Here is a 23859-nt window from a genome sequence, read left to right as displayed (position 1 = left end):
TTCCGAAACGGTGGTCGAGTTCCGCCTGAGCGCGCAATCGAGGTTTCGCATTCCATCTGCTAGAAATAGCTGCGCACCAATGCGCTTGAAATCAGGGCCCATCCGTCTGAGACCACGAAAAACGCCAGTTTGAAGGGCAAGGAGACGATTGCAGGCGGCACCATCATCATCCCCATCGACATCAGAATTGCCGAGACAACGAGGTCGATGATCAGGAAGGGCAGAAAGATCAAAAACCCGATCTGAAAGGCGCGTTCTATTTCTGACAAAAGGAAAGACGGGACCAAAAGCGACAAGGGCGCGTCGCGGGAGACGCCGTCGATTTCCCCCAAATCCACGCGCAATTCTTGAAGTTGCGAGAAGGTGCCAGGGTCAATCCGGTTTGACATGAAGCCGCGAAACGGATCGACGGAAAGGGCGAAAGCCTGTTCCAGTTCGATTTGGCCATTCACAAAAGGTTCGACCCCGTTGGCCCAGCTTTCCATGAACACCGGTTCCATCACGAAATAGGTCAAAAACATCGCGAGACTGACCATCAACATGTTTGGGGGCGACTGCTGTAGGCCGATCGCCTGACGCAGGATGGACAAAACGGTGACGATGAACGGGAAACAGGTCAACGTCACCGCAATGCCGGGCACAATGCTCAGCACTGTGACCAAGAGCATGATTTGGATGGACCGCGTGGCCAGGGACCCATCCTCGCCAAGGTTGAGGGTGATGTCCTGTGCAACCGCCATATCGGCGAAAAGCGCCAAGCCAAGAAGGAGCGCGGGCAGTAGCAAACGCCGCATGGGCCTTACAACCCGTTCTTGAGATCGGCCACTTCGGTCAGGCGGACCGCAAGTTGCCCGGCTTGATCGCCATCGAGTTCTTGCAACTCACCACGCGCGATCAATTTGTCACCGACATAAAGTTCGACGGGGTCGTCCACATTGCGGTCCAGTGCCAGAATGCTGTCACTTTGAAGTTTGAGCAAATCCTTCACCAAAGGGCGCGCCTTTCCGACGGAGATCATGATTTCAATCGGCACCTGTGAAAACGGGTGCGCATTGGTGTCGTCGCTGTCGTCAACCATGTTTCATGGCCTCCTCGTTCAATGCATAGACCGCGTTGATGGCTTGGCCGATCTTGTCGACCGCCGCATCCATATCGATCCTTTTTTCCAGCTCTCCCATGCGCAGATAGACCTGCCCGTCTGCGAGGCTGGGTTCCTCAATGATTTCCAATGGAATGGTTAACGACTCGTCAATGAGACGCTGAATTGCGGGACGTGAGGCCGGAGAGATCACAATTTGAATCGGCGCATCCGAGGCATCTTCGGCCATCGGCAAAAGATGTTCCAAAATTGTTTGCCCCAAAGTTTCCGCCACCAATTGCGGCAAAACCTTTGCAACCATTTCGGACAAAAGCGGTTCGAGCGCTTTCATGATGTGTGATCGCGCTTCGTGGAATGTGAAGCCTAAGTCTTGAAGATTACGGGCAAATTCCGCGCCGATGCGACTCTGATCCTCGGCTTCTGCCGTTGCGGCGTCATCCCACCCCGCCTTATAGCCTTGCTCGTAGGCCGCCATCCGGTTGGTTTCGATTTCCTCGGGAGTGGGTCCGACAGGAGGCGCCGCGGGTGCAGGCGTTTGCCCCGTGTGTCGCGTTGCGGCTTTTTTATGTGCTGCCCCAAAATCTTCCAGTGGGAAAAGAGATTTCATCAGGCGTTCTCCTCCGTGTCTTCCATCCAGCCACGCAGGATTTCAACCGTTTCGTCTTGGCGGTCTTCGATCAATCTTTTCAGGCGCTTCACCGGATCATTGGAGATGCCAAATTCTTCGTCGCCAAAGTCAAAATCCGAAACCACGCCAAGGGTTGGCAACTCAAAGCCGCCATCAATCTCTCCATTGAGGGCAGGCACATTGGAGCGCGGCATCTCCGGCATGGGAATTGTTGCCGGCATATTGTCCATTCCGCTCCGCTCAGCGGAGTCCGTTGGGGCAGGAAGGGCAGAAACAGTGGGTTTGGACAAGATCGGACGCAGTACAAACAGACCCAAAACCAGCGAAACAACCGCCAAAACGGCAAGTTGAATGATCGACATCAGATCAATGTTGATTCCGGAAATCAGTGAGCTTTGTGCTTCGGTGCCAGCCACAAGGAGGGGTTCGAACTCCATCGTTTTGATCGTGATCTGATCGCCACGAGTCTCATCCAATCCGATGGCGGAGGTCACAAGGGCGCTCAACGCGGCCAATTCCTCCTCGCTGCGCGGGGTCCATAGGGTTTCTTCGGTGTTTGGATCAAGTGTTCTTATTCCGTCGACCAGAACAGCAACCGTCAATCGTTTGATCGCACCGGGGCCACGTTGGACTTCGCGGCGGGTTTCGGAGACCTCATAGTTCACGCGCTCGCGTGTTTCGCTGTTGTTTGAACTCGAATCACCGCCTGCGGCACCGGCCCCATTGGGCAGGTTGGAGGCGACTGTTACAGATCCATCGCCGGAATCTTGCGAAGAATTTGAACGCTCTTCTGTTTCCGAACTGATCGCCACGCGCCCCTCCGGGTCGAAGCGATGTTCGAAAATGGATTCTTGATCGGTCACCGTTTCGAGAGACACTTCAACCACGGCTTTGCCCACGCCCACGCGCGCCTCAAGCAAGCGCTGAACGTTCTGGCGCAGTTCGTCGGCGCGATCGGTGCTTGATGATGCGCCTGCGGCGGTGTCATCGCCTGACATAACCACGCCAGAACGACCATCAATCACCGACACGTCCTCAGGCGCCAAGCCTGAGACCGCAGAGGCCACGAGATACCGAAACGCCTTGGCTTGGTCTGTCGAAAGCGCGCCGCTGGTGGTGATGACTGTGACCGATGCGGAGGCGGCGATTTGGCGTTTAAAAGGTTGCGAGGAAGGGTTTGCGATCAACACTCTAGCAGAGCGAATCTGCGGCGATGAGACAATTGTGCGCGCGATTTCGCCCTCTTTTGCACGCCAATACGCCGCGTCGAACATCTGTGACGTGGTGCCAAAGCCCGACAGGGAATCAAGCAACTCATACCCGCTGGTTGAATTTGCGGGCAGCCCTTCGGAGGCAAGCGTCATGCGCAATTCATCGCGGACATTCGTGGGCACAAAAATCGCACCTCCGCGAATCTCATAGACCACGCCTTGCGCCTCAAGCGATTGCACAACCTCGCCTGCCGCACTCGATTCGAGGCCGGAATACAAAAGCGCCATGGAGGGCTTGGTCGCCATCCGAGACAGCCCGAGAATCGCGGCGAACATCAGCGCAGTTGCGCCAATGACAATCAATCGGCGTTTCGGGTCGAGGTTGGACCAAACAGAGAGGATCTGTTGCAAGACGTCACTCCTTAGATGTGCGGGCTTCTGCCCCCGTCTGTTTTAAGGAATGTCTGATGAGCCTTAACAATCGGTTAGCTAACTTCAGGATAAAACGGATTCGAGAAAGAAATTTTTGGATGGACTCATGGCTGACGCTGAACAGCTCGACGAAGAACCGAAGAAAAAATCAAAACTCCCCCTGATCTTGGGGGTCGTCTTGATGCTGGTTTTGGGTGGCGGGGGATTTTTCGCCGTCTATTCAGGCATGTTGTTCGGCGCTGCAGGCGGGCATGAAGAGGAGCAATTGAGCGAATTGGAGGGGGAGCCGCTTGCGCTTTTGCCAAGCGTCGCCTTCGTGTCGGTTGAGCCTTTGATCGTCAATCTCATTGATACCTCCGGGCGTGGTCGCCACCTGCGCTTTCAGGCGCAATTGGAAGTGCCTTTGCAATACGAGCAAGAGGTGATCACCCTTCTCCCCCGCGTTGTCGATATTTTGAACGGCTATCTTCGTGCCGTTGAAGTGTCAGAACTTGAAAATCCCTCTGCCTTGGTGCGGCTGCGGTCACAGATTTTGCGGCGGTTGCAGATTGTTGCGGGTGAAGGGCGGATCAAGGACGTTCTCATCATGGAATTCGTGGTTAATTGAGGAGCCCGATATGGAACTGATTGCTGATATCTTGATGATCGCCGGGACCTTCGCCGTGGGTGTGTATTGCGCGGTTCTTGCCCGCCGGCTCAGTCGGTTTACAGATCTTGAAAAAGGTGTTGGTGGCGCGATTGCCGTTTTGTCCGCTCAGGTGGATGATATGACCAAGACATTGATTAAAGCGCAAAAAACAGCTGCGGGGTCTGCGGTGAAACTCGAAGACCTCACATCGCGCGCTGAGGATGTGTCGCGCCGTCTCGAATTATTGATTGCCTCCATGCACGATTTGCCCGAAGCCCCGAAAGCTGGCCCAACCGTGGTTTCGTCCGTTGCTCCGCGGCCAGGTTCGGCCGATGGCAATATTGAAGGCGAGACATTGTTTTTGAGTCAAAGAACACGCGTGGAGGCCGCAGAATGAAAGCGCCCAAAACAAAGGCAAAAAGCAAGACGCCCAAACGCAAAATTCGCTCAGGGCGGGGCGCTCTTTGGATCATCGCTTTGGTCTTTTTGACGTCCGCTGTGGTGCGTTTGGCGTCGGGCACGGGGGCTGCAATTGCACGGGAGGTTTCGGATCTTGCGCATGAGGTGGGAGCAGAATCGCAGGGGGTGGCTGATCCGGTTGCTTGTCAAACCGATGAGGAAACCCAGGCGCTGATTGGGGCACTTCTAAAGCGTGAAAAGAGTGTTGAGGAAAAAGAGCTGTTGGTCGCTCAAAAAATGAAAGAAATCGAAGTCGCGAAGGCGGAAGTTCTGGAGAGCATGGGCGTCTTGGAACAGGCGGAAGCGCGTCTTGAAGCGACCATGGTCCGATCACAATCTGCGGCTGAGGATGACTTGGCAAAGCTCACAACCGTCTACGAATCGATGAAACCCAAAGAAGCGGCAGCGTTGTTTGAAGCGATGTCCCCCGATTTTGCTGCGGGTTTCTTGGGGCGTATGCGTCCAGACGCGGCCGGTGCCGTGATGGCGGGACTTAAGCCGGAAACAGCCTACACAATATCTGTCATTTTGGCGGGCAGAAATGCCAACGCCCCGAGTGAATAAGATGCATTTGACAGACTTTTTTAAGAGGTTTGTGACAGGGTTATCTCACCCGGACTCTAGACTAAGGACATAAAAATATGATCGGTATTGTTGGAATTTTGCTGATCTTTATCATGGTGTTCGGGGGCTATATTGCCGCGGGCGGCAAGCTTGGGATTATTCTCAAGTCATTGCCCTTTGAGTTCATGATGATCGGTGGTGCCGCCGCGGGGGCTTTTGTGATTTCCAATGACATATCCGGCATCAAACATACGCTGAAGGATATGGGGAAAGTTTTCAAAGGTCCAAAGTGGAAGCATGAAGATTACAAAGACCTGCTTTGTCTCCTGTTCGAACTGATCCGGCTGGCAAGACAGAACCCGGTCGGGCTTGAGGAACATATCGAAGCGCCTGAAAACTCTTCGATATTTACGAAATACCCCAAAATTCTAAGCGACAAAGAAGCGGTCGCTCTGATTTGCGACACTTTACGCTCGGCCTCCATGAATTATGATGATCCGCATCAAGTTGAGGAGGTGCTTGAAAAGCGTCTTGAGGCGAATTTGCATCACGCCCTTCATTCATCCCACGCGATGGCAGCGATCGGTGACGGGCTTCCCGCGCTTGGGATCGTCGCCGCCGTGCTTGGCGTTATCAAAACGATGGCATCCATTGATCAGCCGCCAGAAATCTTGGGCAAAATGATTGGTGGCGCTCTTGTCGGGACATTCCTTGGTGTGTTCTTAGCCTACGGTCTGGTTGGTCCCTTTTCGGCAAAAATGAAGGATGTCATCGAGGAAGACGGACATTTTTATCAACTCATCAGAGAAGTGCTTGTTGCGAACCTTCACAACCATGCCACGAATATCTGTATCGAGGTTGGACGCCAAAATACACCTGGCCATTGCCGACCAAGTTTTTCCGAGTTGGAAGAAGCCCTAAAAGAGGTCAAATCGGACGCCGCATGATCCGCGTTTTTACCGTCATTCTTGCGATTTTCTTTTTCCCGCTGACATTGCGGGCGGAGTCGGTTGCTCTCCTGTCTGGAGAGCACGCCGACTTTTCGCGCATTGTTCTTCAGTTTCCGACTGTTGCGGATTGGGAATTTGGACGAAAGGGCGACGATTATGAGTTTCGCGTCTCTGAGCAAGGCATCGAATTCGATGCGAAAGCTGTTTTCGACAAGATACCCAGAACCAGAATAACAGCTATTTCAACTGAGCCATCCAGCTTTGTCATTCGGGTCTCTGGTGCTGTACATGCCGATGCTTTTGAACTTCGGGAGGGGCGTATTGTCATCGACATTAAAGATGGTGCGCCGAGTTCCGAGTCAAAATTTGAGCGACCTATTTCAGCCGTTGAGACAAATCAAGTCATAGAGAATGACAGTGATTTTCCTTCTCCACCTGGTGCCGAAACCAATGAAACATTGCAAACACTCATGCCCAGTTTGGCGGAGGTTAATGTCGCTGAGTCTTTGCTGATTTCTGGCGATGGCCGCGATGATCTCGGGGGTGTGCAAGAGGATGCGGTGGGTCAGGAAATTGGTCAAGACAGTTTGGAGTTCCCGATTGTGTTTGGCAACGATCAAGCCGGTGACAATCATTTTGAGCCGCCACCCTTGTCAACCATGGGAGCTTCCGAAAAGGACTCAGCGAAGCGCAATCAACGCGTTGACGAACTTCAGTTGCAGTTGCTTGAACAGGTCGGGCGGGCAGTGTCCCAAGGGTTGCTGGACGCGGATGTTACCCCGACCGAAACCATTGTCGAAGAGGTCCAATCTCATAGTTTGAATGAAGAAGAAAAGACTCAGAAAACGACCCCAGAGGTCGAAGTTGAGTTCCCTAAAGCGGATCGTAGCCACATTCGCATTCAGTCTTCAATTGATCGTGAGCAATTGCGGCTTGCCGAGTCTGAGCGTCGCGATGAACATGGCAACACCTGTCTTGAGAATACTCTGGTGGCCATTGAGGATTGGGGCGATCCATTGGATCAAGGGCTACAACTTCCAATATTTCGTGCGGGCGCGATCGGAGAATTCGACAATCCTGATCCCGAAGGGGTCAAACGTCTGGCGAGATATTATCTTTTCCTGACATTTGGTGTTGAGGCGAAGTCGGTTTTAACCAATTTTGGTGTGACGGTTGAAGGGCACGATGTGCTTTGGGCTATAGCTGACATTATGGATCATGGATACGCATCCAACGCAGGGCGTCTGGACCAACAATTTCGATGTGATGGGGAAGTAGCCTTTTGGGCTGTTATGTCCAAAGAGCACCTGAATGCTTGGGACGATTACAACAAAGACAGTATTTTGGCGACGTTTTCCGCCTTGCCACTGCATATTCGTCGCCACCTCGGGCCTGTTCTCTCAGAACGATTTCTTGAGATCAACGATGAGACGAGCGCGAAATACATTCAAAATGCGATTGCTCGCGCCGAAGGTGAACATGGCGATGCATTCGCCCTGCTCGATGCTGAATTACAACTCGCAAATGGCGGGACCGTACAGGCCATTTCATCATTTGAAGATATTGTCGGTCAAGACGGCCCCATGGCGGCCGAAGCTTTGGTGCGCTTGATTGAAACTAAGGCGATGTCTGGTGAAACCATTGACCGAAAGTTTGCGGAGAATGCCGAAGCCATGGCAGTGGAGTATCGTGGCAGCGCAGAGGGTCATGCACTCCAAAACGCGGCAATCCTGGCGCGAATTCACTCTGGTGACGCGGACATTGCGCTTCGGCGCGCCCTTGATAGAGAAAGGGAGACCGGCACTGACGAGGAGGCCATTGACAGCTTGATGTCGGCGGCTTTGGAGCAATTGACTTCAAGCAAAAATGATATGGTTTTTTCCAAAGTCGTGATCGGAAATCTCACCAAAATTTCCAGCGCGGCTCTCTCAGATTCGGCGCGCCTCAAAACAGCACAACGTCTCGTAGGTATGGGCTTTTTCGATTCTACTTTGGAGATGATGACTCTCTACTCGGGTGAGAGTGAAGACGAGGCAAAGTTGATTTTGGCAAAGGCTTTTTTGGGTGTTGGAGAGTTCGACGCGGCTCTTCGATATGCCACGCAACTCTCGGGGGAAGAGGCGCGGCATGTCGCGGCAAAGGCACATTTTTATATGAATGCGCCCGAAAAATCGATTCAAACACTTGAAGGATTTGGGGATAGTTCTGATAAAGACACATTTGCAATTGTGGCAGAAGACTGGAATAGCCTCGAAGGTTCTCAAAATCCGGATATGGCCCGGTTCGCGGAATCTGTGTTGGCAACGCCACAAATTTCTGAGAGCAACGCCGCAGGAGCGCCGAGCCTGTCGTCTGTCCAAGACATCCTCTCGTCCAGTCGCAACAAGCGCAGTGCTCTTGAGGCTGTTCTTGACTGAAAATATGAAACGTTTGGCTCGCGTACACTCTTTGTAAACCACGTTCACCATAGTCTCGTTGAAACAGTAGCAAGAATTGCAGCAGACAATGAGAATATGGTTTATTTCCAAAGTGTCTGATTTTCTTTCAGACCAGAGTGTTGCAGACAGCACTCAATCGCGATGCTTCAAACCACACCTCCCAAATCGTGTCACCCAATTCCCTCTATTGGATTTTTACTTTTTTGAGGTAGCGCGATGACCTTTAGCCTCAAAGAAATATTCAAACCCACAATCTTATTGGCGCTGGCACTCATGGTGGTCATTGTCATGATGGTCTTGCCAGTGCCGTCATGGATTCTCGACCTTGGCCTCGCCACAAGCTTCGCGCTTGCCATCCTTATTTTTACCGTCACGCTTTTTATTGAACGACCGCTGGATTTTTCGGCCTTTCCCACTGTTCTTTTGGCGAGTCTGATGTTGCGCTTGTCACTCAACGTGTCCTCTACAAAACTCATCATTGGCCAAGGGCATACCGGTACAAATGCTGCCGGAAATGTCATCGAAGGGTTTGCAAGCTTTGTGATGAGCGGCTCGGTCTTGCTTGGTCTGGTTGTCTTTACGGTCTTGTTGATTGTGAACTTCATGGTGATCACCAAAGGTGCTGGCCGGATGGCGGAGGTTGGCGCTCGGTTTGCATTGGACGGCATGCCCGGACGTCAACTTGCCATTGATGCCGACCTTTCCGCCGGCGCGATCACCCACGAACAAGCCAAACTCCGTCGCGAGCTGGAACTGGCAGAAACCACCTTCTTTGGTTCATTGGATGGGGCCTCGAAATTCGTGAAAGGTGATGCGGTTGCGGGCCTTTTGATCACCCTTATGAATATCATTATGGGATTGGTCATTGGCGTGGTCGTGCATGACATGCCAATTGGGAAAGCCTTTGAAACCTATGCGATTTTGACAATCGGAGATGGTTTGGTCAGTCAAATCCCTTCGGTTATCATTTCTATCGCCGCCGCGCTTCTTCTCGCAAAGGGAGGGACAAGCGGCGCTGCCGATCTTGCGCTCTTCCGCCAACTGGGTAGGTATCCGCCCGCGCTCTATACCGTTGCAGTGTTGATGACTCTCTTTGCTTTTGTCCCCGGCCTGCCTTTTGTCCCATTCATCGGCGGGGCTGCGATCTTGGGCGGAAGCGCTTATTATATGGCGCGCAAGAATGACGAAGAGGCAAAAGAGCAAACGAAACAAGAGGTCAAGGCAAGCGCAGAGGCAGAAAAACCAGAGTCCATGGGCGATATTCTGGATCTTGATGACATCCATGTTGAGTTTGCCCCAGATCTTGTCGCCATGGTTCTTGACCAACAGACAGGCCTTGATGCCCGTATCGTGAACATGCGCAATCACGTTGCCACCGTGTTTGGTCTCATTCTGCCTGAAATTCGTCTGACCGATGATCCGACCCTGCCAGCGGGCACATATGTTGTTCGAATCCAGGGGGTGGAACAGGCCCGTGACCGCTTGCGCAAAGATCAGGCTTTGGCCCTTGTCTACGGTGACGCACGTGGATTGCCTCTCGGTGAAGACGTGTCTGAGCCTGTATATGGTGCGCCTGCCCGTTGGATTGATCCGTCCAAAAAAGAAGACGCCGCATTGATGGGATGCACGGTTGTGAGTGCGACCGAAGTCTTGGCCACGCATCTCCTCGAAGTGATCAAGCGCAATTTCCCACGTCTCTTGACGATGAAATCTCTGCGCAGGTTGCTGGATGAAATGAGTAACCTGTCAGACACAAGGCGGGCTGAGGCCAACCAAAAGCTGCTCAATGACATGATCCCGGAGCGGGTCCCGATGGATTTGTTACTCTCCGTGCTTAGGCTGTTGCTTGAGGAACGGGTGTCCATTCGAAACATGGCGCTGATTCTCGAGTCGATTTCCGAGGCTCGCGGGGCCCATTCCACAGCGGAATCTATCTGTGAGCACGTTCGTCAACGCCTTGGATTCCAACTGATTTCTGAGATCAAGCGCGAAGATGGGACCCTGCCGCTTTTGCAGCTTGCGCCGGAATGGGAAGATCGGTTCACGACCTACCAAATCGAGGGAGAGCGCGGGAGTACCGATGTCGCATTGCCGCCCGCAGAGTTTAATAAACTTGCCAAAACCATGGCGGATAAAATCGCCAAAGCGGGTGAAACTGGGATTTATCCGGGTATCGTAACTTCGACGCGCCGTCGGCGGTTCCTGCGCACGGTTTTGTCCGCACAAGGCATCCACAACCCGGTTTATTCGTTTGAGGAAATCGGAACGGATGCCAAGCCCTCCCTCGTCGGATTGGTGCCCGCATGACGGTAGAGCTTGGCGATCTGATTGGATTGAGCCAGACAGGGTTCGCCATTGCATTTCTGGTGTTTCTACGCGTCGGTGCGGTCATGGCCGTTCTTCCCGCCTTTGGCGAACGGTCCATCCCGGAGCGCGTGCGATTGGTTCTGGCCATTTGTTTTACGGTGATCGTTTTCCCGGCCGTCGCGCCGCAACTTCAAACCTTGGCTTTGATGCCGTCGGGCCTGGCAAAAGGTGTCTTGACCGAAGTGATTTCCGGGCTCTTGCTCGGCTTGGCGCTCAGGATCTTCGTGATGGCGCTTCAGATCGCAGGAACGATGGTGGCACAATCCACATCCTTGTCGCAGATTTTCGGAGGCGGTTCCGTCGAGGCCCAGCCCGCCATCGGGCACCTTTTGTCCGTTTCCGGTCTGGCACTGGCGGTAATGCTTGGCCTGCATGTGCGCGTGGCCGAAGTGTTGATCCTGTCCTACGACTATTTCCCCCCCGGCCTCTTCGTCGCGCCTCGGGATGTAATGGTCTGGGGGGTGGGACATGTCTCGAAAGCCTTCTCGATCTCGTTCACTCTTGCCGCCCCGTTTGTCGTTGGATCGCTGATCTACAACGTAGCGCTGGGCGTGATTAACCGCGCGATGCCGCAATTGATGGTCGCCTTTGTCGGTGCGCCAGCGATCACACTTGGCGGTCTTTTGTTGCTGTTTGCCACGGCACCGATCCTGCTTGAAACGTGGCGCTCAGGCTTTGCGCAACTGCTCATTGATCCGTTCGGAGGGCCATGATGGCACAGGGCGATGATGACAGTGATAAGCAATATGAACCGTCGCAAAAGCGACTTGATGATGCGCGCAAAAAAGGTGAGGTTCCCCGCTCAAACGACCTGACCACAGCCGCAGCCTATTTCGGATTTATCATTGCCGCGATGGGGCTTGGCGCGACCAGCCTGCAAGGCATGGGCACCACGCTACAATCGCTTATGGCCAATGCCGATCTGAATGCGCAGGCGTGGTTTGACGGGTCGGGGCGCCCCTGGACGTTGGGCCTTATGACCTCCATCGGGGGAAACTTACTGCCATGGTTCGCCATTCCGGCGGTTTTGGCTCTGACGACTGTTTTTGCCACCCGGTCGATGATTTTTGCACCCAGCAAGCTTGAGCCGAAACTCTCAAAAATCTCACCCATTTCGAACGCCAAAAACAAATTTGGACGTTCTGGCCTGTTTGAATTCGCCAAAAGCTTTTTCAAATTGTTGATCTACTCGATCGTGCTTGGGTTTTATCTCTATTCAAAACTTCCAGAAATCTTGGCGACGGTGTCGCTCAGCCCCGGCATGGTGACGACGACATTGGTTAAGCTGGTGATTGGCTTCATGACGATTGTTTTGGTGATTTCTGCCCTGATCGGCGGTGTGGATTTTCTGTTTCAATACACCGAACATATTCGCAAACACCGTATGTCCCGCAAGGAAATGACGGATGAATCGAAGGATCAGGAGGGCGATCCGCATTTCAAACAAAAGCGGCGTCAAAAAGGCTATGACATCGTGATGAACCAAATGCTGGCGGATGTGCCCAAAGCGGATGTGATCGTTGTGAACCCAACTCATTATGCTGTGGCATTGAAATGGGACCGCATGGCAGGCGGTGCGCCTGTTTGCGTGGCCAAGGGCGTGGATGACATTGCTGCGCGCATTCGCGAAGTGGCCAACGAGAACGCGATCCCAATTCACAGCGATCCGCCAACGGCGCGCGCTTTGTATGCGACGGTGGAAATTGGCGACCAGATTCTGCCCGAACATTATCGCGCGGTTGCGGCCTCAATCCGCTTTGCCGAAGCCATGCGCAAAAAGATGAAAACCCAATTTGGCGGTAAATGATGTCCAAAGATCTCAAAAAACTCAGAAGCCTTAAGGAGATTGCGGAGCTGTCCTTGACTGCAGAGCTGGCCAAACTTGCCGCGATCAAGCGTGAAGAAGAGGGGCCAAAGGCGAGATTGCGAGAGATCGACGCGGCCCGTGCGCAACGTGTTCAACATGTTGGGGCGTCTGATGGGTTTGACATGGCGAGCCTGATGGGCGCGGATACCGCATGGCACAGATGGGTTGAAAAGGAAAAGCGCCAAGCTTTGAGGGACTTGGCGCAGATCGCTGAACGGCGTGAGACTCAGCTTGGGCAAACCCGGAAGGCTTTCGGTAAAAAGGATGCTTTGGACCGCCTCACCGAGCGCCACACCGGAAAGATGTGACGCCGGTCCGTGCGTTTAGCCAATGTCTTGGCGTACAATGTCGATTACCAAAACATCGTTGATCTGTGACCCAATGGTTTTTTGAGCCACCTCAACCAAGGCACGCCGCAGGGCGTTCATCGTGCTGCTGTCGGTAAACGCGCCTTTAAATCCACCCGTATTGGCATGATCAAACAGCACCTGAAGGAACGCATCGCGCAATTTTGGTTCGCGGGCATAGATCGCTTCGCGACTGCCCGTTGTGGCCTCAAGGCTCAGCGAGAGCACAACCATCGCAGTCACTCGCCCTCCGTCAAGATCGGGGATCACGAATTGGTTGTTCAGTTTCACATACTCAAATGCAGTGTTTTCAGGGGGCGCCTCTTCGTCACCACCATGCTCTGCGTCAGGGAGTGTGGCGGCCTCAGTGTCGCCACAAGGATCAATGGCAACAATTTCCGGGTCCGGGCGCAGCATCAGCCCGCCGCCAACACCCGCACCAAGCCCAACGAGAGCCAGCAGAATGGGGAGTAGTTTTTTGATCACGGGACTCTCCTTTAGAACGGCAAAACGATGTCCGCAATTTGTTGCCCATAGCGGGGTTGTTGCACCTGAGATATCTGACCCCGGCCGCCATAAGAAATGCGGGCAGAGGCGATTTTGTCATAGGTGATTTCGTTTTGGCGCGTGATGTCTTCGGGGCGCACATAGCCTTCGACCAAAAGCTCACGAATTTCAAAATTCACACGCACTTCTTGCGAACCTTTGATGTGCAAAACGCCATTGGGCAGCACATCGACAATCGTTGCCGCGACAAGAAGTTTGAGCTTTTCATTGCGCTTGACGCTGCCATTGCCCGAAGAGGCGGAGGTGGAATTGGTCGAGACGGCGGAGCCCATTGTCGCGCCATCGGGCAATTGCGAATTGATGCGTTCGGGGATGCCGAAAAGAGAAGGAACCCCCATGGATTCAGAGCCGGAGCGACCCCGATTGCTGGTGTTCGACATTTCGGCACTGTCGTCGATCTCGACCACCACGGTCATAATGTCGCCGCGTTCAATCGCGCGCCGATCCCCCAAAAGCGAGCCGCGGGAGGCATTCCAAAGCGATGCGGCATCCGACGGGCTTCGGATTTCGATTTTTTCCGGCAGGGGCGGATTGAGCATCGCAGATGTTTCGTCGGAGGTTTCAACGGGAGAAAATGAGGGAAGACGCCCGACCTCTTCGAGGCTGGTGCAGGCGGTGAGAGTCAAAACCGCGGGAAGGATAAGGGACATACGCATGGGAAAATCCTGACTATTGAGAGATGGAACCGCCGACGCGGACGGTGCCATCCGGCGCAACGACGCCTGAGACGGTGGTTTTGGAGGAAAGGTTCATGACGCGGAGCATGTCGCCGGGGCCAGCACGGCCCAGGGCGCGCGCATCCGCATAGATAGAGAGACCGCCACGGCTATAGACGAGCGAGACAATTTGATTGCGTTCGATGATGGCCGCAGGGCCGATGTCAGAGGCGGAAATCGGACGCCCAGTGTAAAGCATCACATGCGCTTCAAGACCCACGGCGTCTTCGATGGCGGTAATGGTGCCCGGAACATCACCTTCGATCACGGTCAGATCGTCGGGCAAAAGCAAAGTTTGTGCCCGGATGGTGCGTGCGGCGACCACTGTGTCGGCGACACCCGGCGTTGTCAAAATTGACAAGATGAGGGGTATGAGGAGGCGTTTGATCATCGGATTTGCGTCGTCGCAGAGAGCATTTGGTCGGCGGCGGTGATGACTTTGGCGTTCAATTCATAGCCGCGCTGGGCTTCGATCAGCTCGGTGACTTCGCGCACGGCATCGACGGAACTGTCCTCAAGATAACCTTGGCGCAAAGTGCCAAGCCCGTTCACGCCCGGCGATGCAACCAGTGCCGGACCCGATGCGGTTGTTTCGAGAAAGAGGTTGGAGCCGATCGCCTCAAGCCCTTTGGCATTGGTAAAGCCCGCAAGAGAGAATTGCCCCAGCAGTTGCGGATCAATCACGTCGTTGAAATAGGCGTAGACCTCGCCCTCGGCGTTGATCGAAATGGAACGCGCATCGTCGGGGATGGTGATGCCCGGCACCACCTCATAGCCGTCTGAGTTGACGATCAGCCCATCGGCGGAGCGTTTGAGCGCGCCGTCGCGGGTATAGGCGGATTGGCCAGAGGGCAGGGTGACTTCGATATAACCTTGCCCTTCGATGGCCAGATCAAGATCGCCGCCGGTTTGCGACAACGACCCTTGGGCCAATTGCACCGTGACCGAAGAGGGCCGCACACCAAGGCCAAGTTGAACCCCGGTGGGCAGGATCGTTCCGTCGGCGGAGTTGATTGTGCCGGGACGGGCCATTTGTTGATAATGCAGATCGGCGAATTCGGCGCGCCGGGCGTTGTAGCCCGTGGTGTTCATGTTCGCGAGGTTCTGCGAAATGGTTTCCACCCGCATCTGCTGGGCGCTCATCCCCGTGGCTGCAATTTTGAGAGCACGCATGTCTGGCTCCTTCCTTAACGACCGAGCGTCGAGATGACGGACTGGATCCGGTCATGCTCTTGCTCCATAAATTTCTGACCCATGGTGTAGGCGTGTTGGACCTCGATCATCCGGGCGACCTCTGTGATCGCATTGACGTTCGAATTCTCGACGTAACCCTGCAGAATGACGGCATTTTCTTGCGGAATAATCGCGCCGGTGGTCATGAACCGAACGCCGTTTGTGCGCGTCAGCGTGTTGGGATCTTCCGGCATGTAGAGGCCGATTTGCGACAGTGGCAGGCCATCGGCGGAGAGAGTGCCGTCTGAGGACACGGCAACTGTCTGGGCGTCCGGCGGAATGAAAATCGCCGCCCCGCCATTGTCGAGCAAGCGATAGCCATCATGGGTGGTTAATTCGCCCTGATCATTGGTGGTAAATGCCCCGGCCCGCGTGAGGGCCTGACCATCGGGGGTGTCGATCATGAAAAAACCGTCACCTTCGATGGCAAGATCATAGGCCCCACTTGTGGGCGTCAAAGGCCCCTGACTGTCATTGGTCAGGCGCACATTGCCCTCGGCCATCGACAGGCTGTCCTCGTTTCGCTCCAATGCCGAAATATGTTCCGAAAAGATAAGCCCCTCTTTGCGAAACCCGGTGGTGGACACGTTGGCGATGTTGTTCGCGATCGCCTGCATTTCGCGGTTCAAACCAACCATGCGGGTGAGGGATGTGTATCCTGCGCTGTCCATTATAGACCTCCGATCAAGGGAATGATGCGGTCGTGGAAAAAACTGGTGAGGGCTTCGGTCATGAAGCCCATCGACATCCAAAAGACGACGAGCATGGCGACCAATTTTGGCACAAAGGTGAGGGTCATTTCCTGAATGCTGGTCAAGGCCTGAAACAGACCAACGACCAGGCCCGCCACCAGGGCGACGACAAGAATTGGCGTTGAAATGATCACCGCAATCCAAAGCGCCTGTCGCAGCGTGTCATAAAAGACCATCTCATCCATGGCTTACACCGGCATCCGCAGGATTTCTTGATAGGCCTCAACGACCTTATCGCGCACGGTCACGGCGGCCTCGACCGCCAATTCCGTCTGGGCCAGCGCCTGAACCAAAGATTGACTGTCGGCCTTGCCAGACATCGCCGCCTGAGCCACCTCGTCGCCTTGGCGTAAGGTGTCGGCAAAACTGGCGGCGGCCTGACCAAAGGCGCTTTGGGTGGATTGCCCTTCGGCTCCCGGTTTTGGCGCGGTGGCTGGGCGCGTCGAGGCGTAGCCTTGGGCGGCAAATGCTGAGCGGATGTCCATTCTGGTCTCCTAAGGTTGTGCGCGGCGTTCTACCGGCGCAGCAGTTCAAGTAATGACGACGACATTTGTCGGGCCTGATCGAACATCTTGAGGTTCGCCTCATAGCTGCGTTGTGCCTCACGGGCGTCCGCAATTTCGATCATCAGCTCGACATTGGAGCCGTCATAAAATCCATCTTCACCGGCCATCGGATGTCCGGGGTCGTAGACGCGGGTCAGCTTGGTTTGATCCAACTGAACATCCCCCGTGTTCACCGCGCCGGTTTTTGCCCCCTGTTCCACAACCTCTTCGAAAGAAACGGTTTTTCTGTGGTATCCGGGGGTATCCGCGTTGGCGATGTTCTCTGACACATGGCGCAGGCGATTGGCCTGTGCCTTCATCCCGGAGGCGGAAAGACTAAGAATATTTTGAAGATCTGACATGTTCGGCCTCCTTTACCTGCGCCCGATCGAAGTGCGCAGAATGTTCATTGAGGTTTTGTAGACAGAGAGCGCGAGGTCATGTTCGTGCCGCACCTGAGAGGACTTCATCATTTCGGTTTCTAGCGAAACGGTGTTGCCATTGGGCGAACTGGGACCGGGCGTATCAAAAAGCCGAAACCCGTTCGTATTCTCGGACGCCGCAGATACCATATGGCCCTCACGCGTCGTGCGCATGGCGGTGTTTGCGGTGTTGCTCTCATAGGCCTCTTCAAAAGACGCAACATCTTGGGCGCGATAGCCGGGGGTATCGGCGTTCGCGATATTTTTCGCGACGGCTTCTTGACGTGTGACGGCGTGACGGGCCAGCCCGCTTGCCATTTTAAAAATATCCAAATTCTCGAACATCGGGGCTTCTCCTCCGAGTTATCTCAACCAAGGCTTAACCTTGATTCCTTTAGAAAGGGTTTCAGAACACGGAGGGCGCCATGAACAGTATTGGGTTTGAAATGCTTCTTTCGGAGATTGCATCGGTGAAACCGGTCCACTCGGTTGGTCGCGTCATCGAAGTGTCGCGCGGGGTTTTGACCGTTTCGGGACTGAGTGAGATCGCAGCGCTGGGCGATCTGGTCGAGATTGGACATGGGACACAGATTCGCCGCGGCGAAATTCTTCAACTCGACAAAACGAGCGTGACGGTCCTGCCGGATGGCGGACCGGATGGTTTGTCGATTGGTGATCCCGTCGCCCATATCGGTAAAAACCATATTTCCCCGGATGATATGTGGATTGGCCGGGTGATAGATCCCTTTGGGCAACCCCTTGATGGCAAACTTATTTTACAGGGCAACAAACCGCGCGCCCTGCGTGGGAAACCGATGAATCCAACGGAACGGCGGGCCTTGGGCAAACGTTTGGAAACGGGTTTGGCCGTGTTCAACACGCTCTTGCCGATTGTGCGTGGGCAACGCATCGGTCTTTTTGCCGGCTCGGGCGTGGGGAAGTCCACGCTTTTGGCAAAGCTCGCCACCGGACTTGAGGCCGATGTGGTCGTCATCGCCATGGTCGGGGAGCGCGGGCGCGAGGTGCGTGAATTTATTGACCGGGTTCTTGGCCCTGCTGGCATGAAACGTTCGGTGATTGTTGCCGCCACGTCGGATCAATCGCCGATGGTGCGGCGGCGCTGTGCCTGGACCGCCATGTCGGTGGCGGAACATTTTCGCGACAAAGGCAAACAGGTGCTGTTTCTGGCCGATTCTGTCACCCGATTTGCGGAATCTCATCGCGAAGTGGCGCTGGCCACGGGCGAATCCAGCTCGCTCAGGGGGTTCCCCCCTTCCACCTCACATCTGATCACCTCACTTTGTGAACGTGCCGGACCCGGAATCGGGGACGCGGGCGATATTACGGCGGTGTTTTCCGTGCTTGTGGCCGGATCTGATATGGAGGAGCCGATTGCGGATATTTTGCGCGGGGTTTTGGATGGTCACATTGTTTTGGATCGCCAGATTGCCGAACGCGGGCGATTCCCGGCGATTGATCTTTTGCGCTCCGTGTCGCGCGCGCTGCCTCATGCCGCTTCAGACAAGGAAAACGAGTTGATTTCGCGGGCGCGGCGTCTTTTGGGGGTGTTTGACCGATCTGAAATGATGATTCAGGCGGGGCTTTATACCACGGGCACCGATCCGATGATTGATGAAGCAATCGAGACCTGGCCACGTTTGGATCACTTTTTGGCGCAGTCGGAACCCAATGGCGTTCAGGCCAGTTTTGAACGTTTGGAGGCCTGTTTCACCCCGGTCAAAACCGCGCGCTAAACCATTTTGATCACATCGGGCGGACAGCTCAGCATGTAGCCCTTGCGCGCGATGTTTTTGACCAAAAGTTCACTGACCATTTGGTTGCCCAACGTGTCACGCAGCCGTTTGATCCGCGTTGCTCCCGCCGCTTCGTCGCAATCGACAGAGGGACGACCCGAAATCACGCCTTCGATTTCCGCCCCTGACATCACCTCATCATCAAGGCGCGCTTCGGCCAAGACCGACAAGGTTTCAATCGCCGCAGGCGTCAGTTTGAATTCCATATTGTTGAGGTAGACGGTGTGCTCGGCCCGCGAAATCATCAGAGACGACACTTCGATCCCGCGTTTTTCGATCTCTGACATGCGGCGGTTCAACGCGATGATCGTGACCAAAAACACCAAAGCCGCGATGAGCAAGGCCGTGGCAAAGATCAACAGCACAAAGATCACCATCCTGTAGGAGGTCAATGTGTCGGAGAAGGATGTGCCCGATTGGGCGAGAATTTCCAACAGTTTGATCTCGGCGGCTGAGGTCAGGTCGTTTTCAACGAAAATCTGTTCGACCCGCGCATTGAACGCATTGGCGTCCGGCAGGTTCAGGAACAAAAACACAGCGGCAATCAACAGGATGGCGACAATCGCCCCCATGCCAAAGATCACAACGCGTGAGACCTTGCGGCTGTCAGTATCGGAGGAAATAGTTGCCAGCACTGTCTTTCACCTCGCCAAGTTTATCCTCCGGGATCATCGCGACGATCGTCAGAAGAATCCAGCCGTCTTTTGCCAAACGGGGTTGGAGCGCCTTGGCGGCGGCGTCTTTGGAACATTGCGCATCGCTGAGTTCGGCCACGCCGAAATGCAGCTTAAGCGGATTGTCCTGTTTGGCCTTATAGCTGGCGTAACAGGCGGCCTGTGCCAGCCCCGGCAGAAGGGCAAGCGCGAGGACAAGGCAGGCAAGGAGATGTGTTTTCATGGCTGTCGGTTTCATGCCTGCGACCCTGCGTGAAAGGGCGATGTTATTCAATATCAAAGCCCGAAAGCGCCCGCGCTATCCAATGACATTTGACTGATATTGAGCGATGTTCGCCTTTCCCGGCATCTCTGTCCCATCACCTCTCCCGCCCCGGCCACTTGGGCCATGAACGGGCACAGGATTTGAAAGGACGACCGATGAAACTCACGAAATTCACTGCCGGGCTCTTGGCACTCTCAATCGGCACTGCCGGACTCGCCGCCGTTCCCGCACGCGCCTCTGATCAAGATGTAGCTATGGCTCTGGGGGGGCTTTTGACGTTGTTTGTGATCGGCAAAGCCATCGACAACAAAGGTGACAACAAAGTGGTCGTCGAAACCTCGCGCAATAAACCGGACATCTGGCGCGATGGAAATCGGGGCGATGCTTTTCTCATCCCAAACAAGTGTGTTCTCAGCGTTGCTTCCTCGCGTGAGGGTCATCAGTACAAATATGGTCGCGAAAACCGGACACGTCTTGTCGCCCTTGAGCGTTGCGTTGATCAAAACCGCAAGGCCCGCGCGCCGCTGCCGCGTGCCTGTGAAACGCGGGTTTCCACCAAACGCGGTCGGGTTGATGCCTATGATGTCGGGTGTCTGAGCAATTTTGGGTTCCGGGTGGCGAGTTCTCGCGGGGACCACGGCCATGGCAAAGGCAACGGCGACTGGTAAGTCGATCCATCAGAATACGCGGTTTTTCGTCCCGATGGGCCGCGTCACTTGGCGGGTGGTTCATGCGTTCCACCCGTCTTTTTACCTTGCGCGCCGGGCGGGCATCGGCTTCACAAGGGTATGGTAAAAACTGTTCCTGATTACACGTTTGAAGAGGCCGCCGGTTTGCGTGGATATATGCGCGTTGTCGGTGTGGATGAGGTGGGGCGTGGCCCTTTGGCCGGACCTGTTGTGGCCGCTGCGGTCTGGCTTGATCCCGCGCGCATTCCCACGGGTCTCAATGATTCCAAAGTCCTAAGCGCCAAACGCCGCGAGGCGCTTTATGACGAAATCCTCTCTGTGGCCGATGTGTCCATTGCCTCCTGTTCGGTGGAGGAGATTGACGAGATCAACATTCTCCAAGCCTCTTTGCGCGCGATGGAACGGGCTGTGGCTGGCCTTAAGATCCGTGCTGATTATGTGCTGGTCGATGGCAATAAAATTCCCGCGGCTTTCGGTCTTGATGCTGAGGCGATCATCAAAGGCGATGCGCGTTCGGTGTCGATTTCTGCGGCTTCAATTGTGGCGAAAACATGGCGTGACAAATTGATGGTGGATTTAGCGCAACAGCATCCCGGTTATGCATGGGAGAAAAACGCCGGATATGGCACCAAAGCGCATTTGGAGGGACTCCAAAATCTTGGTGTGACCCCTCACCATAGACGTTCGTTCAAACCCATACACAACATCTTGTATCAAGGAAAAACCTAAGTATCTGATTCGAAAAAGAAATTGACTGCGAATCAGCAATGACTCATCTTTGTCCTCATAAAACGACGCCAAAAATGGTGCGTAATTGACGTCCCTCAGGGGCGCATATGAGGCAGAAAATGAAAACCAAAACCCGCTCGAGTGCGGCATCGCTCCCGCTTAACCAAATTTTGGCTGGCGATAGTATTGATGTCATGAACAGCCTACCCGAAGGCTCCATCGATCTTATTTTTGCCGATCCGCCGTACAATCTACAGCTTCGCGGCGACCTGCACCGCCCGGACAATTCCAAAGTGGATGCGGTGGATGATGCCTGGGATCAATTCGACAGTTTCAAAGTCTATGATGATTTTACCCGCGAATGGCTCAAAGCCGCGCGTCGGTTGTTGAAACCGAACGGTGCGATCTGGGCGATTGGCTCGTATCACAATGTGTACCGTATGGGCGCTGAGTTGCAGAACCTTGGGTTTTGGATTCTCAACGATGTGGTGTGGCGCAAGTCGAACCCGATGCCGAATTTCCGTGGCAAACGCTTTACCAACGCCCATGAGACGCTGATCTGGGCGTCGAAAAATGAGGCCGCCAAATACACGTTCAATTATGAGGCGCTGAAATCCCTGAACGAGGGCATTCAGATGCGCTCCGATTGGGTGCTGCCGATTTGCAACGGGGGGGAGCGCTTGAAGAACGAGGATGGCGACAAAGCCCATCCGACGCAAAAACCCGAAAGCCTGTTGCATCGCATTTTGGTTGGCACGACCAATCCGGGCGATGTGGTGCTTGATCCTTTCTTTGGCACCGGGACGACCGGGGCCGTGGCGAAAATGCTGGGCCGTGAATTCATCGGCATTGAGCGCGAAGAAAAATACCGAGTTGTTGCCGAAAAACGCATCGCCGCCGTGCGCAAATTTGACAAAGACGCGCTGCATGTCTCCACCTCAAAACGTGCCGAGCCGCGCGTGCCGTTTGGCCAGTTGGTCGAACGCGGCATGTTGCGTCCGGGAGAGGAATTGTACTCCATGAACGGGCGCAAAAAGGCGAAAGTGCGCGCCGACGGCACCTTGGTGTCCAATGATGTCAAAGGCTCGATCCACCAAGTGGGGGCACATCTTGAAGGCGCGCCAAGCTGCAATGGTTGGACCTACTGGACCTTTAAGCGCGATGGCAAAAACGTTCCGATCGACGTTTTGCGCCAACAAATCCGCGCGGAGATGCAGTAAGCCTCTCATCCCAAAATTCAAAAGTTACCGCCTGGTGCCTGCGGCCTGACATCGCGGCACCACCTTGGCCCCGTCTGCGTGACGGGGCCCTTTTTATGTTTTAGAGACGCGGAAGCGGATTGGTGCCGTCTTTATAAGGTTCCCAATCCTCAAAGGTCGTAAGGTCGGGATAATAACGTTTGCGCCAGGCTTTGACCTTTGGATTCATCATGCGTCGCCACACGGGCGGGATCACGGCCGCAACCCCCATCAGCGTGTAGCCATAGGGCAATTGCGGCGCTTCATTCTCGTCGTAGTTTTGCAAAAGCGGAAATCGGCGATCCGGTTTGTAATGGTGATCCGAATGGCGTTGCAGATTGATCAGCAGCCAATTCGTCGCCATATGCGCGGCGTTCCAACTGTGGTGAGGCATGACATGTTCGTATTTGCCATCCCCAAGATGTCGACGGGTCAGCCCGTAATGTTCGACATAATTGGTCAATTCCAACTGCCAAATCGCCACAAGCGCCTGCCACATAAACAGGAAAAGCCCCGGCACGCCGCCAATTAAAACCGCGAGGATCAGCATGATGATCTGAAGCGTCCAATAGCGGAAATGCGGGTTGCGCGGATGCCATGGTGACAACCCTTTGCGCGCCAACAATGCCTTTTCCGCCGCCCATGCCGAGCGCGGGCATTCATGAATCACCCGTGCGAAATAGTGATGGAACCCCTCATTATAGAGTGCCGTGACCGCATCGCGGCGAGTGCCGACATGTTTGTGATGGACCAAAAGATGCTCAGTGCGAAAATGCGAATAGAGCACACTCGACAGTAGTAAATCTCCGAGCCAACGCTCCAGCGTGTTCCTTTGGTGAAACAACTCATGGGCATAGACGATGCCAATGGAGCCGGAAGAGACACCAAGGCCAAAGAACAATACGATGGTTTCAAAGGTTGAGAGGTGATCGGTGTGGGTGACAAACCAGATCAGGCCAAAGATGTTCGCGAACTGAATTGGAAACCAGATCATCGTGATCAACCGATACCAAAACAGCTCACTTTCGGCTGTGTTTGGGTCTGGATTGGCGGTGTTGAGCCCCAAAACCGCATCCAAAGCGCCGATCAAATACCATGCGCAAAGCGGTACCAAGATCAGGCTCCATCCGCCGACAAAAGCGCTCAGCCAAAGCAACGGCACAACCCCAAGCGAAAGCCAAAAGGGCAGGGCGTTGCGGGTGCTGATTTCACTCAAATTCATCTT

The 23859-nt window shown here is 54.5% G+C and carries 29 protein-coding genes; 13 read left to right on the top strand and 16 right to left on the bottom strand.

Going from position 1 to position 23859, the window contains the following annotated elements:
• Positions 1-59: 59 nt before the first annotated feature.
• Genes fliP through fliF form a run of 4 tightly spaced genes read right to left on the bottom strand, consistent with a single transcriptional unit; the run spans position 60 to position 3349 of the window.
• Complete coding sequence (fliP, locus tag BLT54_RS09065) at positions 60-794, bottom strand: flagellar type III secretion system pore protein FliP (protein ID WP_074643876.1); 735 nt, start codon at positions 792-794, stop codon at positions 60-62.
• A gap of 5 nt (positions 795-799) precedes the next feature.
• Positions 800-1078, bottom strand: a complete 279-nt coding sequence (locus tag BLT54_RS09060) for a FliM/FliN family flagellar motor switch protein (RefSeq protein ID WP_074643872.1) — start codon at positions 1076-1078, stop codon at positions 800-802.
• Positions 1071-1706, bottom strand: coding sequence for a FliH/SctL family protein (locus BLT54_RS09055; protein WP_074643869.1), 636 nt, complete (start codon positions 1704-1706; stop codon positions 1071-1073). The genes BLT54_RS09060 and BLT54_RS09055 overlap by 8 nt, the downstream gene beginning before the upstream one ends.
• On the bottom strand, positions 1706-3349 hold the full coding sequence (gene fliF, locus BLT54_RS09050) for a flagellar basal-body MS-ring/collar protein FliF (RefSeq protein ID WP_074643866.1): 1644 nt from the start codon (positions 3347-3349) through the stop codon (positions 1706-1708). Before fliF ends, BLT54_RS09055 begins: the two co-directional genes overlap by 1 nt.
• A gap of 127 nt (positions 3350-3476) precedes the next feature.
• Here fliF and BLT54_RS09045 point away from each other — a divergent pair, with 127 nt between their 5' ends.
• The 9 genes from BLT54_RS09045 (at position 3477) to BLT54_RS09005 (ending at position 12951) form a co-directional block, all read left to right on the top strand.
• Entirely contained in the window at positions 3477-3977 is a 501-nt protein-coding gene (locus tag BLT54_RS09045) for a flagellar basal body-associated FliL family protein (RefSeq protein ID WP_074643862.1), read from the top strand.
• Positions 3978-3987: 10 nt separating this feature from the next.
• Positions 3988-4395 (top strand): hypothetical protein, encoded by a 408-nt coding sequence (locus tag BLT54_RS09040; RefSeq protein ID WP_009570526.1) that lies wholly within the window; start codon positions 3988-3990, stop codon positions 4393-4395.
• 80 nt (positions 4396-4475) lie between these two features.
• Positions 4476-5021, top strand: a complete 546-nt coding sequence (locus BLT54_RS09035) for a MotE family protein (protein WP_245707987.1) — start codon at positions 4476-4478, stop codon at positions 5019-5021.
• Positions 5022-5098: 77 nt separating this feature from the next.
• A complete protein-coding gene (motA, locus tag BLT54_RS09030; RefSeq protein WP_074643855.1) occupies positions 5099-5968 on the top strand; it encodes a flagellar motor stator protein MotA in 870 nt (289 codons plus the stop codon).
• Positions 5965-8388, top strand: coding sequence for a hypothetical protein (locus BLT54_RS09025; RefSeq protein ID WP_074643852.1), 2424 nt, complete (start codon positions 5965-5967; stop codon positions 8386-8388). The genes motA and BLT54_RS09025 overlap by 4 nt, the downstream gene beginning before the upstream one ends.
• Before the next feature lie 237 nt (positions 8389-8625).
• Entirely contained in the window at positions 8626-10716 is a 2091-nt protein-coding gene (gene flhA / locus BLT54_RS09020; RefSeq protein WP_074643846.1) for a flagellar biosynthesis protein FlhA, read from the top strand.
• Positions 10713-11489, top strand: coding sequence for a flagellar biosynthetic protein FliR (locus tag BLT54_RS09015; RefSeq protein ID WP_074643843.1), 777 nt, complete (start codon positions 10713-10715; stop codon positions 11487-11489). The genes flhA and BLT54_RS09015 overlap by 4 nt, the downstream gene beginning before the upstream one ends.
• The gene (locus tag BLT54_RS09010; RefSeq protein ID WP_074643839.1) at positions 11489-12583 is read left to right on the top strand and encodes an EscU/YscU/HrcU family type III secretion system export apparatus switch protein; all 1095 of its coding nucleotides are present in this window, start codon (positions 11489-11491) and stop codon (positions 12581-12583) included. Before BLT54_RS09015 ends, BLT54_RS09010 begins: the two co-directional genes overlap by 1 nt.
• Positions 12583-12951: a hypothetical protein gene (locus BLT54_RS09005; RefSeq protein WP_143026785.1), complete on the top strand. Its 369-nt coding sequence runs from the start codon at positions 12583-12585 to the stop codon at positions 12949-12951. The genes BLT54_RS09010 and BLT54_RS09005 overlap by 1 nt, the downstream gene beginning before the upstream one ends.
• Before the next feature lie 15 nt (positions 12952-12966).
• Here the strand turns inward: BLT54_RS09005 and BLT54_RS09000 are convergent, their stop codons facing one another.
• From BLT54_RS09000 to BLT54_RS08960, 9 genes are read right to left on the bottom strand one after another with little or no spacing between them, the layout of a single operon-like run.
• Positions 12967-13476, bottom strand: a complete 510-nt coding sequence (locus tag BLT54_RS09000; RefSeq protein ID WP_074643833.1) for a flagellar basal body-associated FliL family protein — start codon at positions 13474-13476, stop codon at positions 12967-12969.
• Positions 13477-13487: 11 nt separating this feature from the next.
• Positions 13488-14213 carry a flagellar basal body L-ring protein FlgH gene (flgH, locus tag BLT54_RS08995; protein ID WP_074643830.1) on the bottom strand — a complete coding sequence of 242 codons (726 nt, stop codon included), beginning with the start codon at positions 14211-14213 and terminating at the stop codon, positions 13488-13490.
• Positions 14214-14226: 13 nt separating this feature from the next.
• Positions 14227-14664: a flagellar basal body P-ring formation chaperone FlgA gene (flgA, locus tag BLT54_RS08990; protein WP_083351770.1), complete on the bottom strand. Its 438-nt coding sequence runs from the start codon at positions 14662-14664 to the stop codon at positions 14227-14229.
• Positions 14661-15446 (bottom strand): flagellar basal-body rod protein FlgG, encoded by a 786-nt coding sequence (gene flgG, locus BLT54_RS08985; protein WP_009570537.1) that lies wholly within the window; start codon positions 15444-15446, stop codon positions 14661-14663. Before flgG ends, flgA begins: the two co-directional genes overlap by 4 nt.
• A 14-nt stretch (positions 15447-15460) precedes the next feature.
• On the bottom strand, positions 15461-16177 hold the full coding sequence (locus tag BLT54_RS08980) for a flagellar hook-basal body complex protein (RefSeq protein WP_074643827.1): 717 nt from the start codon (positions 16175-16177) through the stop codon (positions 15461-15463).
• On the bottom strand, positions 16177-16443 hold the full coding sequence (locus BLT54_RS08975) for a flagellar biosynthetic protein FliQ (protein WP_074643823.1): 267 nt from the start codon (positions 16441-16443) through the stop codon (positions 16177-16179). The genes BLT54_RS08980 and BLT54_RS08975 overlap by 1 nt, the downstream gene beginning before the upstream one ends.
• Positions 16444-16446: 3 nt before the next feature.
• Complete coding sequence (gene fliE, locus BLT54_RS08970; RefSeq protein ID WP_074643820.1) at positions 16447-16743, bottom strand: flagellar hook-basal body complex protein FliE; 297 nt, start codon at positions 16741-16743, stop codon at positions 16447-16449.
• Positions 16744-16772: 29 nt separating this feature from the next.
• Positions 16773-17165 carry a flagellar basal body rod protein FlgC gene (gene flgC / locus BLT54_RS08965; protein WP_074643817.1) on the bottom strand — a complete coding sequence of 131 codons (393 nt, stop codon included), beginning with the start codon at positions 17163-17165 and terminating at the stop codon, positions 16773-16775.
• A 12-nt stretch (positions 17166-17177) separates the two neighbouring features.
• Positions 17178-17570 (bottom strand): FlgB family protein, encoded by a 393-nt coding sequence (locus BLT54_RS08960; protein ID WP_074643814.1) that lies wholly within the window; start codon positions 17568-17570, stop codon positions 17178-17180.
• A gap of 80 nt (positions 17571-17650) precedes the next feature.
• Between BLT54_RS08960 and BLT54_RS08955 the strand changes: the two genes are divergently transcribed.
• Entirely contained in the window at positions 17651-18979 is a 1329-nt protein-coding gene (locus BLT54_RS08955; RefSeq protein WP_074643811.1) for a FliI/YscN family ATPase, read from the top strand.
• Here the strand turns inward: BLT54_RS08955 and BLT54_RS08950 are convergent.
• Entirely contained in the window at positions 18976-19674 is a 699-nt protein-coding gene (locus BLT54_RS08950) for a winged helix-turn-helix domain-containing protein (RefSeq protein WP_074643807.1), read from the bottom strand. The two genes, BLT54_RS08955 and BLT54_RS08950, sit on opposite strands and share 4 nt — an antisense overlap.
• On the bottom strand, positions 19646-19936 hold the full coding sequence (locus BLT54_RS08945) for a hypothetical protein (protein ID WP_074644439.1): 291 nt from the start codon (positions 19934-19936) through the stop codon (positions 19646-19648). Before BLT54_RS08945 ends, BLT54_RS08950 begins: the two co-directional genes overlap by 29 nt.
• Before the next feature lie 197 nt (positions 19937-20133).
• Between BLT54_RS08945 and BLT54_RS08940 the strand changes: the two genes are divergently transcribed.
• The 3 genes from BLT54_RS08940 to BLT54_RS08930 all read left to right on the top strand — a co-directional run bounded on the left by BLT54_RS08940 (position 20134) and on the right by BLT54_RS08930 (position 22616).
• On the top strand, positions 20134-20646 hold the full coding sequence (locus BLT54_RS08940; RefSeq protein ID WP_074643804.1) for a hypothetical protein: 513 nt from the start codon (positions 20134-20136) through the stop codon (positions 20644-20646).
• 120 nt (positions 20647-20766) lie between these two features.
• A complete protein-coding gene (locus BLT54_RS08935; RefSeq protein ID WP_074643802.1) occupies positions 20767-21396 on the top strand; it encodes a ribonuclease HII in 630 nt (209 codons plus the stop codon).
• A 119-nt stretch (positions 21397-21515) separates the two neighbouring features.
• A complete protein-coding gene (locus BLT54_RS08930; protein WP_074643799.1) occupies positions 21516-22616 on the top strand; it encodes a site-specific DNA-methyltransferase in 1101 nt (366 codons plus the stop codon).
• A gap of 100 nt (positions 22617-22716) precedes the next feature.
• Here BLT54_RS08930 and BLT54_RS08925 read toward each other — a convergent pair whose 3' ends face one another.
• Positions 22717-23856, bottom strand: a complete 1140-nt coding sequence (locus BLT54_RS08925; RefSeq protein ID WP_074643795.1) for an alkane 1-monooxygenase — start codon at positions 23854-23856, stop codon at positions 22717-22719.
• Positions 23857-23859 lie beyond the last annotated feature (3 nt).

The sequence above is a fragment of the Celeribacter baekdonensis genome (assembly GCF_900102315.1).
GTDB lineage: Bacteria > Pseudomonadota > Alphaproteobacteria > Rhodobacterales > Rhodobacteraceae > Celeribacter > Celeribacter baekdonensis.
This window is presented reverse-complemented; position numbering and strand designations above follow the sequence as displayed.

Coding starts and splice junctions, on each gene's coding strand:
- BLT54_RS09055 (WP_074643869.1), bottom strand. CDS start 1,706: ATGAAATCTCTTTTCCCACTGGAAGATTTTGGGGCAGCACATAAAAAA.
- BLT54_RS09015 (WP_074643843.1), top strand. CDS start 10,713: ATGACGGTAGAGCTTGGCGATCTGATTGGATTGAGCCAGACAGGGTTC.
- BLT54_RS08940 (WP_074643804.1), top strand. CDS start 20,134: ATGAAACTCACGAAATTCACTGCCGGGCTCTTGGCACTCTCAATCGGC.
- BLT54_RS08955 (WP_074643811.1), top strand. CDS start 17,651: ATGAACAGTATTGGGTTTGAAATGCTTCTTTCGGAGATTGCATCGGTG.
- flgA (WP_083351770.1), bottom strand. CDS start 14,664: ATGATCAAACGCCTCCTCATACCCCTCATCTTGTCAATTTTGACAACG.
- BLT54_RS08960 (WP_074643814.1), bottom strand. CDS start 17,570: ATGTTCGAGAATTTGGATATTTTTAAAATGGCAAGCGGGCTGGCCCGT.
- BLT54_RS08935 (WP_074643802.1), top strand. CDS start 20,767: ATGGTAAAAACTGTTCCTGATTACACGTTTGAAGAGGCCGCCGGTTTG.
- BLT54_RS09005 (WP_143026785.1), top strand. CDS start 12,583: ATGTCCAAAGATCTCAAAAAACTCAGAAGCCTTAAGGAGATTGCGGAG.
- BLT54_RS09040 (WP_009570526.1), top strand. CDS start 3,988: ATGGAACTGATTGCTGATATCTTGATGATCGCCGGGACCTTCGCCGTG.
- BLT54_RS09045 (WP_074643862.1), top strand. CDS start 3,477: ATGGCTGACGCTGAACAGCTCGACGAAGAACCGAAGAAAAAATCAAAA.
- BLT54_RS08975 (WP_074643823.1), bottom strand. CDS start 16,443: ATGGATGAGATGGTCTTTTATGACACGCTGCGACAGGCGCTTTGGATT.
- flhA (WP_074643846.1), top strand. CDS start 8,626: ATGACCTTTAGCCTCAAAGAAATATTCAAACCCACAATCTTATTGGCG.
- fliP (WP_074643876.1), bottom strand. CDS start 794: ATGCGGCGTTTGCTACTGCCCGCGCTCCTTCTTGGCTTGGCGCTTTTC.
- flgC (WP_074643817.1), bottom strand. CDS start 17,165: ATGTCAGATCTTCAAAATATTCTTAGTCTTTCCGCCTCCGGGATGAAG.
- motA (WP_074643855.1), top strand. CDS start 5,099: ATGATCGGTATTGTTGGAATTTTGCTGATCTTTATCATGGTGTTCGGG.
- BLT54_RS08980 (WP_074643827.1), bottom strand. CDS start 16,177: ATGGACAGCGCAGGATACACATCCCTCACCCGCATGGTTGGTTTGAAC.
- BLT54_RS08945 (WP_074644439.1), bottom strand. CDS start 19,936: ATGAAAACACATCTCCTTGCCTGCCTTGTCCTCGCGCTTGCCCTTCTG.
- BLT54_RS09060 (WP_074643872.1), bottom strand. CDS start 1,078: ATGGTTGACGACAGCGACGACACCAATGCGCACCCGTTTTCACAGGTG.
- BLT54_RS09025 (WP_074643852.1), top strand. CDS start 5,965: ATGATCCGCGTTTTTACCGTCATTCTTGCGATTTTCTTTTTCCCGCTG.
- flgH (WP_074643830.1), bottom strand. CDS start 14,213: ATGCGTATGTCCCTTATCCTTCCCGCGGTTTTGACTCTCACCGCCTGC.
- BLT54_RS09010 (WP_074643839.1), top strand. CDS start 11,489: ATGGCACAGGGCGATGATGACAGTGATAAGCAATATGAACCGTCGCAA.
- flgG (WP_009570537.1), bottom strand. CDS start 15,446: ATGCGTGCTCTCAAAATTGCAGCCACGGGGATGAGCGCCCAGCAGATG.
- BLT54_RS08925 (WP_074643795.1), bottom strand. CDS start 23,856: ATGAATTTGAGTGAAATCAGCACCCGCAACGCCCTGCCCTTTTGGCTT.
- fliE (WP_074643820.1), bottom strand. CDS start 16,743: ATGGACATCCGCTCAGCATTTGCCGCCCAAGGCTACGCCTCGACGCGC.
- BLT54_RS08930 (WP_074643799.1), top strand. CDS start 21,516: ATGAAAACCAAAACCCGCTCGAGTGCGGCATCGCTCCCGCTTAACCAA.